The sequence below is a fragment of the Streptomyces sp. NPDC088923 genome (assembly GCF_044749745.1).
Lineage (GTDB): Bacteria > Actinomycetota > Actinomycetes > Streptomycetales > Streptomycetaceae > Streptomyces.
On record NZ_JBIVIO010000006.1, the window covers coordinates 16,470 to 29,574 of the forward strand.

General features: G+C 73.4%; 13 protein-coding genes. 10 read left to right on the forward strand and 3 right to left on the reverse strand.

The window, feature by feature from the left end; all coding sequences use genetic code 11:
- Positions 1-38: 38 nt before the first annotated feature.
- On the forward strand, positions 39-440 hold the full coding sequence (gene trxA / locus ACIP4O_RS22380) for a thioredoxin (RefSeq protein ID WP_361333412.1): 402 nt from the start codon (positions 39-41) through the stop codon (positions 438-440).
- A 209-nt stretch (positions 441-649) separates the two neighbouring features.
- Here trxA and ACIP4O_RS22385 read toward each other — a convergent pair whose 3' ends face one another.
- On the reverse strand, positions 650-2,086 hold the full coding sequence (locus ACIP4O_RS22385; RefSeq protein ID WP_401576872.1) for an aldehyde dehydrogenase family protein: 1,437 nt from the start codon (positions 2,084-2,086) through the stop codon (positions 650-652).
- 372 nt (positions 2,087-2,458) lie between these two features.
- On the opposite strand from ACIP4O_RS22385, the gene ACIP4O_RS22390 reads away from it, so the two are divergent.
- The 5 genes from ACIP4O_RS22390 to egtD all read left to right on the forward strand — a co-directional run bounded on the left by ACIP4O_RS22390 (position 2,459) and on the right by egtD (position 7,563).
- Positions 2,459-2,932, forward strand: a complete 474-nt coding sequence (locus tag ACIP4O_RS22390; RefSeq protein ID WP_401576874.1) for a type II toxin-antitoxin system PemK/MazF family toxin — start codon at positions 2,459-2,461, stop codon at positions 2,930-2,932.
- 242 nt (positions 2,933-3,174) lie between these two features.
- Positions 3,175-4,497 (forward strand): ergothioneine biosynthesis glutamate--cysteine ligase EgtA, encoded by a 1,323-nt coding sequence (gene egtA / locus ACIP4O_RS22395; RefSeq protein WP_401576876.1) that lies wholly within the window; start codon positions 3,175-3,177, stop codon positions 4,495-4,497.
- Positions 4,494-5,843: an ergothioneine biosynthesis protein EgtB gene (egtB, locus tag ACIP4O_RS22400; RefSeq protein ID WP_401576878.1), complete on the forward strand. Its 1,350-nt coding sequence runs from the start codon at positions 4,494-4,496 to the stop codon at positions 5,841-5,843. The genes egtA and egtB overlap by 4 nt, the downstream gene beginning before the upstream one ends.
- The gene (gene egtC, locus ACIP4O_RS22405) at positions 5,843-6,598 is read left to right on the forward strand and encodes an ergothioneine biosynthesis protein EgtC (protein WP_401576880.1); all 756 of its coding nucleotides are present in this window, start codon (positions 5,843-5,845) and stop codon (positions 6,596-6,598) included. The genes egtB and egtC overlap by 1 nt, the downstream gene beginning before the upstream one ends.
- Entirely contained in the window at positions 6,595-7,563 is a 969-nt protein-coding gene (gene egtD, locus ACIP4O_RS22410) for an L-histidine N(alpha)-methyltransferase (protein WP_401576882.1), read from the forward strand. Before egtC ends, egtD begins: the two co-directional genes overlap by 4 nt.
- Before the next feature lie 34 nt (positions 7,564-7,597).
- Here egtD and ACIP4O_RS22415 read toward each other — a convergent pair whose 3' ends face one another.
- Complete coding sequence (locus ACIP4O_RS22415; RefSeq protein WP_401576884.1) at positions 7,598-8,872, reverse strand: extracellular solute-binding protein; 1,275 nt, start codon at positions 8,870-8,872, stop codon at positions 7,598-7,600.
- Between the two features lie 290 nt (positions 8,873-9,162).
- Between ACIP4O_RS22415 and ACIP4O_RS22420 the strand changes: the two genes are divergently transcribed.
- Both ACIP4O_RS22420 and ACIP4O_RS22425 read left to right on the forward strand, forming a co-directional pair.
- Positions 9,163-9,402, forward strand: coding sequence for a dodecin (locus ACIP4O_RS22420; protein ID WP_361333390.1), 240 nt, complete (start codon positions 9,163-9,165; stop codon positions 9,400-9,402).
- A gap of 31 nt (positions 9,403-9,433) precedes the next feature.
- Positions 9,434-9,868: a hypothetical protein gene (locus ACIP4O_RS22425; RefSeq protein WP_401576887.1), complete on the forward strand. Its 435-nt coding sequence runs from the start codon at positions 9,434-9,436 to the stop codon at positions 9,866-9,868.
- A gap of 17 nt (positions 9,869-9,885) precedes the next feature.
- On the opposite strand, the gene ACIP4O_RS22430 is transcribed toward ACIP4O_RS22425, so the two are convergent.
- Positions 9,886-10,464 carry an HAD family acid phosphatase gene (locus ACIP4O_RS22430; protein WP_401576889.1) on the reverse strand — a complete coding sequence of 193 codons (579 nt, stop codon included), beginning with the start codon at positions 10,462-10,464 and terminating at the stop codon, positions 9,886-9,888.
- Here ACIP4O_RS22430 and ACIP4O_RS22435 point away from each other — a divergent pair.
- On the forward strand, positions 10,463-11,467 hold the full coding sequence (locus ACIP4O_RS22435; RefSeq protein WP_401577288.1) for an MsnO8 family LLM class oxidoreductase: 1,005 nt from the start codon (positions 10,463-10,465) through the stop codon (positions 11,465-11,467). The two genes, ACIP4O_RS22430 and ACIP4O_RS22435, sit on opposite strands and share 2 nt — an antisense overlap.
- A 103-nt stretch (positions 11,468-11,570) precedes the next feature.
- Positions 11,571-12,899, forward strand: a complete 1,329-nt coding sequence (locus ACIP4O_RS22440; protein ID WP_361333380.1) for a radical SAM protein — start codon at positions 11,571-11,573, stop codon at positions 12,897-12,899.
- The last annotated feature ends 206 nt before the right edge of the window (positions 12,900-13,105 follow it).

The following is a 13,105-nucleotide window of genomic DNA, read 5'->3' on the forward strand; positions in this document are numbered from 1 at the left end:
TATCGATGTGCCAGGACAGACCAGGAAGTAGGAAAAGCATGCCCACTGTGGAGCTGACCAAGGAGAATTTCGACCAGACCGTGACGGACAACGAGTTCGTCCTGATCGATTTCTGGGCGTCCTGGTGCGGTCCCTGCCGCTCCTTCGCGCCGGTCTACGAGAAGTCGTCCGAGGAGAACCAGGACCTCGTCTACGGCAAGATCGACACCGAGGCGCAGCCCGAACTGGCCGCCGCCTTCGGTATCCAGTCCATTCCGACGCTGATGATCGTCCGCGACCAGGTCGCCGTCTTCGCCCAGCCGGGCGCGCTGCCCGAGGCCGCGCTCCAGGACGTCATCGGGCAGGCGCGGGCGCTCGACATGGACGAGGTCCGCAAGTCGATCGCCGAGGCCGAGAAGTCGACGGGCGGGGAGTCCCCGCAGCCCGGCGAGACCGCCTGAGCCACGCCGGCGACGGCACCAGGACCGGGGTCCGCGCGCGGGCCGGAGCACCCCCCTTCCGTACCGGCCTCCCGCGGCCCTGGACCGCCCCCTTCACCCGTTCGGGCGAGGGGGGCGGTTTTTCGTACGGTCGGGGGCGCGCGGGGCCGGTGCGGCGGGGTGCGCGCGGGGCTCGTTGGGTGGGGTGCGCGCTGGTTCCGCGCAACGCGTCAGAACGGGTAGCCCGCCACGTCCGCGCGGACCGTCGTCCACCGCGTCTCGGTGAAGGCGTCGAGATTGGCCTCGCCGCCGAAGCGGGTGCCCGTACCGGAGGCGCCGAGGCCGCCGAAGGGGGCGACCGCCTCGTCGTTGACGGTCTGGTCGTTGATGTGGACGATGCCGGTCGGGATGCGCTCGGCGAGTTCGAGGCCGCGCGCGGTGTCGCGGGTGACGATGCCGAGCGCGAGTCCGTAGGGGCTCGCGGCGGCGAGCTTGACGGCCTCGTCGTCGTCGGCGAAGGAGCGTACGGGCGCGACGGGACCGAAGACCTCCTCGGTGTAGACCGGGGTGTCCTCGTCGACGTCGGCGAGGACGGTGGGCCGGTAGAAGAGGCCCTCGTGGGTGCCGCCCGCGACGAGTCTGGCGCCGCGCGCGGTGCTCGCCTCGACGAGGCGGTGGATCTTGCCGAGCTGGCCCTGGTCGATGACGGGGCCGAGGTGGACCTGCTCGCGGTAGGGGTCGCCGACGCCGAGCGAGTCGGCCTTGGCGGCGAGCCGTGCCACGTACTCCTCGTAGAGCGAGGCGTGCACGAGGTGCCGCCCGGTGGTCATGCAGACCTGTCCCTGGTGGAAGAAGGAGCCCCAGGCGGCGGTGGATATGACGGCGTCGATGTCGGCGTCCTCGCGCACGATGAGCGCCGAGTTGCCACCGAGTTCGAGGTGCGCGCGGGTCAGGTGGCGCCCGGCGGCCTCGCCGACCGCGCGGCCGGCCGTCGTGGAGCCGGTGAAGGAGAGGACGGGGACGCGGGGGTCGGCCACGAGGGCCTGGCCTGTCGCGGCGTCTCCCGGCAGGACGTGCAGGACGTCCTCGGGGAGCCCGGCGGCGACCAGTACGGCGGCGAGGGCGAGGCCGCCGCTGACGGCGGTGCGCGGATCGGGCTTGAGGAGCACGGCGTTGCCGAGGGCGAGCGCGGGCGCGACGGAGCGGATCGCGAGGACGAGCGGCACGTTGAAGGGCGCGATGACACCGACGACACCGACGGGGACGCGGCGGGTGTACGAGAGCCGGGGCGCCTCCGAGGGCAGCACCTGGCCGAGCGGGCGGGAGGCGAGCGCGGCGGCCTCGAAGCACTCCTCGGCGGCGACGTGGAGTTCGAACTCGGCCTTGCCCGGGACCGATCCGGTCTCCCGCACGATCCAGTCGCGCAGTTCGGCCGCGTGCGCGGTGAACAGCTCGCCCGCGCGCCGCAGTACGCCCGCGCGCTCCGCGTAGGGGCGGGCGGCCCAGGTGTGGCGCGCGGCGTCGGCGACGCGGGCGGCGTCGGCCACGTCCTCGGTGGTGGCGAGGTGGTAGTGGCCCAGCGTGTCACCGGTGGCGGGCTCGGTGACGGGGTGCTCGGGGCCCGAGAGCGGGCGGGGCTGCCAGGCGGCGGGATCGAGCAGGGGCATCGGGTGCGTCTCCAGTCGGTGTGGTCCGGGATGGTCCCCGGCGGGCGGGGAGGCCGAGGCACACGGCGGCACCGGGTTCGCGTGGTGGGGGGAGGGCGCGCGGAACCACCGGCTCGCTGCCGAATGCTCACAACCGGTCAGATCTGGTTGAGCATCGATCATCCTAGTCATGCCATTTGATCGTGGGCCATGGGTTCCGCCGGGCTCCCGACCGGCGGTCGGCAACCCGCCCTTCTCCCCCCTCTCCCCGGAAGCATTCCCTCCGGCCTTGCGAATCAGCCGAGTTGGCGGAGCTTTCCGCGCGGCACCTCGCTCCGCCCCGGTGCCGGACGCGGTGCGGGAGCGCGGGCGGGCGACAACTACGGTGTCCCCGTGACTGCTTTCACGGATGATCAGGCGCCGAGACCGGCGGACGAGAGCGCGGTACCGGGCCGGTTCGGCGCGCACGCGACGAGCGAGGCGGCCGGTGCCGAGGTGGGCCGGGTGCACACCTCGTACGCGCCCGCACACGACGGGGACCCGGACCCGGGCGAGATCGTGTGGACCTGGGTGCCCTACCGGGAGAACGACGGGCGCGGCAAGGACCGCCCCGTCCTCGTCGTGGCCCGCGAGGAGGCGGGCACGCTGCTCGCCGTCCAGCTCTCCAGCAAGCCGCACACGGGCGACCGTGACTGGGTCTTCCTCGGCAGCGGCCCCTGGGACCGCACGGGCCGCGACTCGTGGGTCGCCCTGCACCGCGTCCTGCGGCTGCACGAGGAGGGGATGCGGCGCGAGGCGTGCGCGCTCGACCGGATGCGCTTCAACACGGTCGTGGGACGGCTGCGCGAGCGGTACGGCTGGCACTGAGCCACCGCGGGCCGGGGCACACCACCGCCCCGGCCCGCTGCGGGCCACCGCCCGCCCCCCTCCGCGTCTCTCCCCCGCGCTTCCGGCCGCCTCCTCGCAAAGGGCTGAAAAGCACCGCTTCACCCGTTCGGCGGCGGTGCGGGCCGCCCTGCGCCCTTGTGGGATGCCGAGGGCTCGTCTTGGCTTGAGGCTTCGCACAGGGACTTGTACGGGAACTTGTGAGGGCCCGAGCGGAGGACGCTATGCCGGACGAGGTGGCCGTGAGCGGGGCCGAACTGGAGGCCCTGGTACACGGCGTCTGTTTCAAGACCGGGCCGCCCCGTGCGGTCGGGGTCGAGGTGGAGTGGCTGGTGCACGCGCCCGGGCGGCCCGGTCATGTCCTGAGCGCGGCGGAGTACGAGGAGGCGCTCGCCACCGTGCGGGCCCTGTCCCTCTCCGCCCCGCTCACCGTGGAACCCGGCGGGCAGCTGGAACTCAGCTCGCTGCCCGCCCCCTCGCTCGGCGCCTGCTGGGAGGCGATGCGCGAGGACCTCGCCGCCGTACGGGCGGCCCTGGCCCCGCTCGGGCTCGCGCTCACCGGCACGGCCACCGACCCCTGGCGCGCCCCGCTGCGGCGGCTGCGCGAGCCCCGGTACGAGGCGATGGAGCGTGTGCTCGACCGCACCGGCTCCTCGGGGCGCGCGATGATGTGCTGCTCCGCCTCGGTGCAGGTGTGCGTGGACGCGGGGCTCCCTGGCCCGGGGCCGCTGGGCTTCGAGCGCCGCTGGCGCCTGGCCCACCTGCTCGGCCCCGTACTCGTCGCGGCCTTCGCCAACTCCCCCTTCCTCGCCGGGCGCGCCACCGGCTGGCGCTCGACGCGGCAGGCGCTGTGGGCGGCGATCGAACCGGGCCGCACGGCGGCGCCCGCGCTCGACACGGACGCGCGCACGGCGTGGAGCAGGCACGTCCTGGACACCCCGGTCATGTGCGTACGGGCCGACGAGGGCCCCTGGCCCGTGCCCGAGGGGCTCACGCTCCGCGCGTGGGCGCGCGAGGGCGTACGGGCCGAGGGGGCCGGGCGGGCACCGGTCGCGGCCGATCTCGACTACCACGTCTCGACGCTCTTCCCGCCGGTGCGGGCGCGCGGGCACCTGGAGTTGCGGATGATCGACGCGCAGCCGGGCGAGGACGGCTGGGTGGTGCCGCTCGCCGTGGTCGGCGCGCTCTTCGACGACGAGGAGGCGGCCGAGGCCGCGTACCGGGCGGTCGCGCCGCTCGCGGGCCGGCTCGGCGACGTACCTGCGCCGCGCTCGCCGCTGTGGCTCGCGGCGGCGCGCGACGGGCTCACGGACCCGGGCCTCGCGGTGGCGGCGCGCGCGTGCTTCGACGCCGCGGCCGGGGCGCTGGAGCGGCTCCGCGCGCCGGTCCCGATGCGCGCGCTGGTCGCCGATTTCACCGAGCGGTACGTGGCGCGGGGCCGCTGCCCCGCCGACGACCTGCTCGCGCATCCCTTCGACTCGCTGGCCGAAGCGCCGGGCCTGTGGGGCGCGACGGCCCCGCGCGGCAGGAAGGACGTGGTGTCATGACCGCCGTACAGGAACCGGGTCAGGACGCGGAGGCGCTGCGCGAGCTCGCCCTGCGCAGTCTGCGCGCCGCCCGCGCCCGCACCGCGCTGCTCACCGACGCGGTCGACGAGCCGGACCTCGTCGCGCAGCACTCGCCGCTCATGTCGCCGCTCGTGTGGGACCTCGCGCACATCGGCAACCAGGAGGAGCTGTGGTTGCTGCGCGCGGTCGCGGGACGGGACGCGATGCGCCCGGACATCGACCCGCTCTACGACGCCTTCGAGCACCCGCGCGCCGAGCGGCCCTCGCTGCCGCTGCTGCCGCCCGCGGAGGCAAGGCGGTACGCGGCCGAGGTGCGCGGGCGGGTCTTCGACCTGCTCGAAGGGGCGCGGTTCGGCGGCGGGGACTTCGGCGCGGGGCTCACCGAGGCGGGTTTCGCCTTCGGCATGGTGGCCCAGCACGAGCAGCAGCACGACGAGACGATGCTCATCACGCACCAGCTGCGCTCGGGCGCCCCGGTGCTGCGCGCACCCGATCCGGCCCCGGCGGACACGAGCGGCTTGCCCACCGAAGTGCTCGTTTCCGGCGGGGAGTTCACGATGGGCACGTCCACGGAGCCGTGGGCGCTCGACAACGAACGCCCCGCGCACCGGCGGGACATACCGTCCTTCTGGCTCGACACGACGCCTGTCACGTGCGGGCGGTACACGGCGTTCCTCGCGGACGGCGGCTACGAGGAGCCGCGCTGGTGGCACCCGGAGGGATGGCGGCTCGTGCGTGAACAGGGCCTGCGCGCTCCGCTGTTCTGGCGGCGCGAGGGCGGTACGTGGCTGCGGCGGCGTTTCGGGCACGTCGAGCCCGTACGGGAGGAGGAACCCGTCGTGCACGTGAGCTGGTACGAGGCGGACGCGTACGCGCGCTGGGCCGGGCGCAGGCTGCCCACGGAGGCCGAGTGGGAGAAGGCCGCCCGGCACGACCCGGCGACCGGGCGTACGCGACGCTTCCCGTGGGGCGAGGAGCCGCCGGGCCCGCGGCACGCCAACCTCGGTCAGCGGCACCTGCGCCCCGCTCCTGCGGGCAGCTACCCCGAAGGCGAATCGCCCTACGGAGCGCGGCAGTTGATCGGTGACGTGTGGGAGTGGACGGCGAGCGACTTCCTGCCGTACCCGGGCTTCGTGACGTACCCGTACAAGGAGTACTCGGAGGTCTTCTTCGGGCCGGAGTACAAGGTGCTGCGCGGGGGTTCCTTCGGCGCGGACGAGGTCGCCGTACGCGGCACCTTCCGCAACTGGGACTACCCCGTCCGGCGGCAGATCTTCGCGGGTTTCCGGACCGCGCGCGACGCCGCTCCCGGCGAGGGCGTCTGATGTGCCGGCACGTGGCGGTGCTGAGCGAGGCGCCCGAAGCGCTCGGCACCCGGCTGCTCCTTACGCCGCACGGCCTGCACCGGCAGTCCTGGGCGCCGCGCGCGCAGCGGCACGGGACGGTCAACGCCGATGGTTTCGGGGTGGGTTGGTACGCGGACGGCGATCCGGTCCCGGCCCGCTACCGGCGGCCGGGGCCGCTGTGGGGCGATCCGGGGGTGCGGGACCTGTGCCGCGTCGTGCGGAGCCGGGCACTGCTCGCCGCCGTGCGGGACGCGACGGAGCCCGGCGCCGACGACGAGGCGGCGAGCGCGCCGTACGCGGCGGGCCGGTGGCTCTTCAGCCACAACGGCGCGGCGCCGGGCTGGCCGGAGAGCCTCGCCCCGCTCGTTCCCGCCCTGCCCCCGCGCCTGCTGCTCGGCCTGGAGGCGCGCTGCGACTCCGCGTTCGTATGGGCGCTCCTGCGGCGGCGGCTCGACGCCGGGGTGCCGCCGGGGGAGGCCCTCGCGGCGACCGTCACGGAGGTCGCCGAGGCCGCGCCGGGGGCGCGGCTCAATCTCCTCATGACGGACGGGGAGCGGATCGTCGCGACCGCGTGGGGCGACACGCTCACGTACCTGCGCGCCCCTGGCCTCGTCGTGGTCGCGTCCGAGCCGTACGACGACGACCCCGCCTGGCGCACGGTCCCCGACCTGACCCTGCTCGAAGCCGATCGCGACGACCTCGTACTGACCCCGCTCAAGGAGCCGCCCCAGTGAGCCCGTTCGCCCTGACCCGCACCCTGCCCGTGGACACGACGGGCGAGGCGCTGCGCGCCGACGTCCGCGCCGGACTGACGGCGCGGCCGAAGGAGCTGCCCCCCAAGTGGTTCTACGACGCCCGGGGTTCGCGGCTCTTCGACGAGATCACGACCCTGCCGGAGTACTACCCGACGCGCGCCGAGCGGGAGATCCTCCTCGACCGGGCCGCGGAGATCGCGGCCGCTTCCGGGGCGGGCACGCTCATCGAGCTGGGCTCGGGTTCCTCCGACAAGACGCGCCATCTGCTCGACGCGATGGGGGACTTGCGCGCGTACGTGCCCGTGGACGTGAGCGAGAGCGCGTTGCGCGAGGCGGGCGAGGCGATCGCCGCCCGGCACGAAGGGCTCGAAGTCCACGCGCTCGTTGCCGACTTCACCGCCCCGCTCGTCCTTCCCGACACACCGGGACCGCGCCTGCTCGCCTTCCTCGGCGGCACGCTCGGCAATCTCCTGCCCGTCGAACGCGCCGCGTTCCTCGGCTCGTTGCGTGCCGTCCTGGCGCCCGGCGACCTCCTGCTCCTCGGCACGGACCTCGTGAAGGACGAGGCCACGCTGCTCGCCGCGTACGACGACGCGGCGGGCGTGACGAGCGAGTTCGACAAGAACGTGCTGCACGTCCTCAACCGTGAACTCGGTGCGGACTTCGACCCCGACTCCTTCCGGCACGTCGCCGTGTGGGACGCGGAGCGCGAGTGGATCGAGATGCGCTTGCGGGCGCTGCGCGAGATGACGGTGAAGATCCCGGGCGTCGACCTCACGGTGCCGTTCGCGGCGGGCGAGGACCTGCGCACGGAGATCTCGGCGAAGTTCCGCCCCGAGGGCCTGCGCGCCGAACTCGGCGCGGCCGGCTTCGCCCCGGCCCAGTGGTGGACGGACCGGGCGGGACGGTTCGCGCTGTCGCTGTGGGGGGTGGCGGCGGACTGAGCCGGGCGCGCGACGCCCGTCGGTTCCGCCCGCCTCAGCCCGTCCTGTTGACGTCCAGCGCCTCCGTGATCGCCTTCGACGCCTCGCGCGCCGCCGCTTTCTCGTCGCCGCCCGTGAGGACCTTCGTCATGTAGGTCTTGATCGGGTTGTTCGCCTCGACCTTCGCCCAGCGGGGCGAGTTGGGCGTCGCGTGCCCCTCCTTCGCGCCCTTGGCCATCGCGGCGGCGGCGGGCTCGCCGGAGACGGCGGCCGCGAGGGTGGTCTTGTTGGGGACGTAGTTCATCGTCTTGGCGAGGTCCTTCTGCCAGCGCTCCCCCGCGAGTTCGGCGACGACCTTGAGCGCCGCCTCGTGGTCGTCGGAGCGGCGCGTGACGACGAGATCGGAGCCGCCGGTGAAGACGGCGCCGGGCTTGGCGGCGGTCTTGCCCGGGACCGGGAAGAAGCCGAGTTTCCCCTTGAGCTCCGGGTTCTGCTCCAGGATCAGCGAGGCCACGCCGGGCACCGCGATGATCTGGCCGACGCCGCCCTTGGCGAAGACCTGGGTCTGCGGCGGGTGTTCCTCGTCGGCGGTCTTCGGGCCCTTGCCGAGGGCCTGGAGCTGGGCGTAGAAGTCCATCCCGGCGAGCGCCTCGGGGCTGTCGATCCTGCCCTTCCAGCCGTCGCCCGTGTCCTTGGCGAGGTCGCCGCCCTCGTCCCAGATGAAGCCCGAGAGGGTGTACCAGTCCTGGCCCGCGAGGTAGATGCCCTGGTTGCCGCCCCGGTTGAGCAGGTCGGTGTCGTGCAGCCACTCGGTGCGGTCGCGCGGGGGCTTGGCGATGCCGGCCTGCTCGAAGAGGTCCTTGTTGTAGATGACGACACGGTTGGCCGCGTACCACGGCACGCCGTACTGCGAGCCGTTGAAGCGGCCCGGTTCGGCTAGGCCCGGCAGCCAGTCGTCCATGCCGAGGTCGCGCATCGACTCCAGCGTCAGGTCGTACAGCCCGCCCTGGTCGACGTACCGCGCCACCTGCGTGTTGCCGACCTCCACGACGTCGGGCACCTCGACGTCCTCACCGCCCTTCAGGGCCTTGCCGACCTTCTCCACGATGCCGTTCCACGACTGGATCTTGATATCGACCTTGAGGTCGTCGTGCTGCTTCTCGAAGTCCTCGGTGAAGCGCTTGAGGAAGGCGGCGGAAGCGCTGTCCTTCATGAGCCACACGGTGACGGTCTTTCGGTCCCCGCCCGAACCCGGCAGGACCCCGCAGCCGCACAGGACGGCGGTCGAGGTGAGCAGCGCGGCGGAGGCGAGCAGGCGGCGGTTCTTCACGTGGGTGGCTTTCTGTCCGCGAACAGGCAGGAGGGACCCGGCGTGGGGGACGCCTGCGGCGCGTGACGGGTGTGTCACGAGTTTGGTATGGACCTTTGTGGGGGTCAAGGGGTGTCCGGGACACGAGAAAGACACGAAGTGGTCACCCCGGGTCCACGGCGGCCTCGCCTCGCGGCCTCGCCGGGAGTGCGTCACCGTGGAACGGGCACCCGTCGGACGCCGCCCGGCACGGCGGGCGGCGTCCGGGACCGCAGAGCCCGGAACCGTACGACTGCGAGGAGAACGACGCGATGAGCGAGCACGTCTACCGGGTCACCGAGATCGTCGGCACCTCCACCGAGGGGTGTGACGACGCGATCCGCAACGGCATCAGGCGAGCGGCCCAGACGGTCCGCAACCTCGACTGGTTCGAGGTGACACAGGTGCGCGGACACATCGAGAACGGCGAGATCGAGCACTACCAGGTCGGTCTCAAGGTCGGTTTCCGCATCGACGGCGCCGACGAGGCGACGGGCGACGCGACGGCCTGAGGGCGCGCGGAGAGCGGCGGGGTACGGGATCGTGCGGGCGCGGGGCGCGGACGCGGCGTCACGCCGCGTCGAGGCGCCGGGGCTCCCGCTCGGCTTCTTCTCCGGCCTGCCGGGAGCACGCCCCCGCGCGGCAGGCGACGCGGGGCCCCTGCGCGCGGCCACGCGGGCACGGGGCGAGTCGGACGAGCCGGGGCTGCTCGCCTACCTCCGCGCGGGGCTGCTCCTGCACGTGGTACGGGCCGCGCTGCCCGACGTCCTCGCCCCGCACACGCCGCCGCTCACCCGCGCGGCCTCACTCCTCACCGACGGCACCTGGGTCTGGCGTCTCGACCTCGCGCACTACGTCGCCCACGCGCACGTCCGCCTGCCGGTGGACTTCCTCTCGGCGGTACGGGCGCGGGCCCACGTGCCCCCTGAGGTGGACACCGACCGGCTCACGGCGCTGCGGGCGCGCTGGGCCGGGTAGCGGCGCCGGGGGGGGCGTCAGGTCCGCCCCTCCTTCTCCTGCGCCTCGTGAAGCTCCGTCGCCTCGCGACCCCACACCGCCCTTACGACGCGGAAGCCCGCCGCCTCCGCGGCACGGCAGACGAGTTCGTCGTCGTCCGCGAGGAAGGCGACCGGACGGGTACGGGCCAGGGCGCGCAGCCGCTCCAGTTTGGTGACCCGGGCTGGCCTGCGGTCCGCGTCGCCGCGCAGCCACAGCGGTCCCTCGGGCAGCCCCTGCGCCGCGAGCCAGCGCACCGTGTCGGCCCGGCAGCGCTCCGGACGCCCGGTCAGGTAGCCGATCGCGGTGCCCTCCGCCTCCGTCCCGCGGAGGAGCGCGAGCCCCTCGGGGAGCGGCGGGTCGTCGACGGCGGCGGCGAAGAAGCCCGGCCAGTCCTTGCGGGCGCCGCGCAGGAAGTGCTGCCGGTGCCCCGCGTCCGAGAGCGTGTTGTCGAGGTCGAAGAGGGCCAGCGGCCGGGTGTCGCGCACTCCCCCACCGTACGGCGGACGCCCGCCGGGAATCCCGCGCCCGTTCGCGGTGTTGATCACGTCCGTGAGTTCCGCCATCGACACCACCATGTTCTCCGTGCTCGACCGCTCCCGGGTGCGCGAGGGGCACTCGGCGGGCGAGGCCCTGCGCGACACGGTCGCCCTCGCCCGGGAGGCGGAGTCGCTCGGGTACCACCGCTTCTGGGTCGCCGAGCACCACGGGGTGCCCGGGGTCGCCGGCGCGGCCCCGCTCGTGCTCGCGACGGCCGTGGCGGGGGCGACGGAGCGGATCAGGGTCGGCACGGGCGGCGTCATGCTGCCCAATCACCGGCCCTTCGTCGTCGCCGAGCAGTTCGGAGTGCTCGCGGGGCTGCACCCCGGCCGCGCCGACCTCGGCCTCGGCCGCTCGGTCGGGTTCACCAACGAGGTGCGGCGGGCGCTCGGGCACGACAAGGAGGACGCGACCCTGGAGCGCTTCGCCGAGCAGCTCGCGGAGCTTCGCGGCTGGTTCGACGGCACGCAGTCCACGTACCGGGGCGTGCGCGCCGTCACCGCCGAGGGCCTGCGCCCGCCGCTCTTCGTGCTCGCCACCGGGCGGGGTGCCGCTCTCGCCGCGCGGGCCGGGCTGCCGCTCGTGATCGCGGCGGTACGGGGCGAGGACGAGCTGATGCGCACGCTCGACGCGTACCGGGCGGACTTCCGCGCCTCGCCGGGGAACCCGGACCCGTACGTCGTCCTCTCCGGGACGATCGCCGTCGCCGGGACGACGCGGGAGGCACGGCGGCTGCTCCTCCCCGAGGCGTACGCCTCGATGTGGTCCCGTACCCGGGGCGTCTTCCCGCCGCTGGTGCCCGCCGGGGACATCGAGGGGCGGGCCCTGAGCGAGCGGGAGCGCCCGCTGTACGAGGACGCGCTGCGCGGGCACGTCGCGGGCACCGAGGAGGAGGTCGCGGCCGAGCTGGAACGGCTGCTGACCCGTACGGGCGCCGACGAGTACCTCGTGACGACGAGCACGTACGACCGCGCCGCGCTCCTCGATGCCCACCGGAGGCTGGCCCGGCTGACCGGGCTCGCGGGGCGAACCGGACAATAGACCCCGGTGCCCCGGCCGAGCGGGGGCAGGAGGGGTGCCAGACGTGTCGCGCGCGGGGGTCTACCGTGGGCGGACAGGACACGGGGGAGAGTGAGGAGTGAGGATGGACAGCCGTACGGCCCTGGTGGAGGACCTCCTTGAGCGGTTCCCCGGGGTACCGAGGGAAGCGGTCTTCAAGGAGGACCTGCTGCGCGGCGGCGTGGCCTTCGACAAGTCGGCGCTGAGCGACAACGAGTCGGGCGAGGTCAAACCGAAGTCGTACTTCATCTTCTCCTTCGACCACGGGACGCTCCCGGAGCTGGGCGAGGCCGCGCTGCGCCGCCCGCCCGAGGAGATCGTCCTCACCGGCGGCCCCTACGACCTGCGCCGCACCGTCGTCTCCGTGCGCGTCAACCCCGCCTCGCCCTACCGAGTGGCCGCCGACGAGGACGGGATGCTCGCGCTGTTCCTCGACGGCAAGCGGATCGCGGACGTGGGCGTGCCGCCGATGCCGGAGTACTACAAGCACAAGCTCTCCAACGGCAAGTCGGTGATGGAGGTCGCGCCGACGATCCAGTGGGGCTACCTGATCTACCTCACCGTGTTCCGGGTGTGCCAGTACTTCGGCGCCAAGGAGGAGTGCCAGTACTGCGACATCAACCACAACTGGCGCCAGCACAAGGCGGCCGGCCGCCCGTACACCGGCGTCAAGGACGTGGACGAGGTCCTGGAGGCGCTGGAGATCATCGACAGGTACGACACGGCGAAGACGTCCACCGCGTACACGCTCACCGGCGGCGCGATCACCTCGAAGGTCGCCGGGCGCGACGAGGCGGACTTCTACGGGCACTACGCGAAGGCGATCGAGGAGCGCTTCCCCGGCCGCTGGATCGGCAAGGTCGTGGCGCAGGCGCTGCCCAAGGACGATGTGCAGCGTTTCAAGGACTACGGGGTGCAGATCTACCACCCCAACTTCGAGGTCTGGGACCGGCGGCTCTTCGAGCTGTACTGCCCCGGCAAGGAGCGCTACGTCGGCCGCGACGAGTGGCACAAGCGCATCCTGGACTCGGCCGAGATCTTCGGCGCGCGCAACGTCATCCCCAACTTCGTCGCGGGCGTCGAGATGGCCGAGCCCTTCGGCTTCACGACCGTGGACGAGGCGATCGCGTCGACGACCGAGGGCCTGCGGTTCTTCATGTCGCACGGGATCACACCGCGCTTCACGACGTGGTGCCCCGAGCCGACCACGCCGCTCGGCAAGACCAACCCGGGCGGGGCGCCGCTGGAGTACCACATCCGGCTGCTCCAGGCGTACCGGGCGACGATGGAGGAGTACGGCCTCTCCTCGCCTCCCGGCTACGGCCCGGCGGGCGCGGGCAACGCCGTCTTCTCGGTCAGCTCCTTCATGGACAGCCTCGACCCGAACAGTTCGGTGGCGCCGAGCGTCGTGTGACGCCCTGACCGCCCGAGCGCGAAGGCCCCCGTACCACCTCGGTGCGGGGGCCTTCGGCGTCCGGTGCCGACGCAAACAGGATCGCAAGAACTTGGCAAGCAAGCGCATTCAAGCGACACTCGGGCGAAAAACATCGCACACACCTCTTGTGCCGCCCCTCCCCACGGTCCTTAATGTGTCCGGAGCTTGCGGCGCACGTCCCCTCC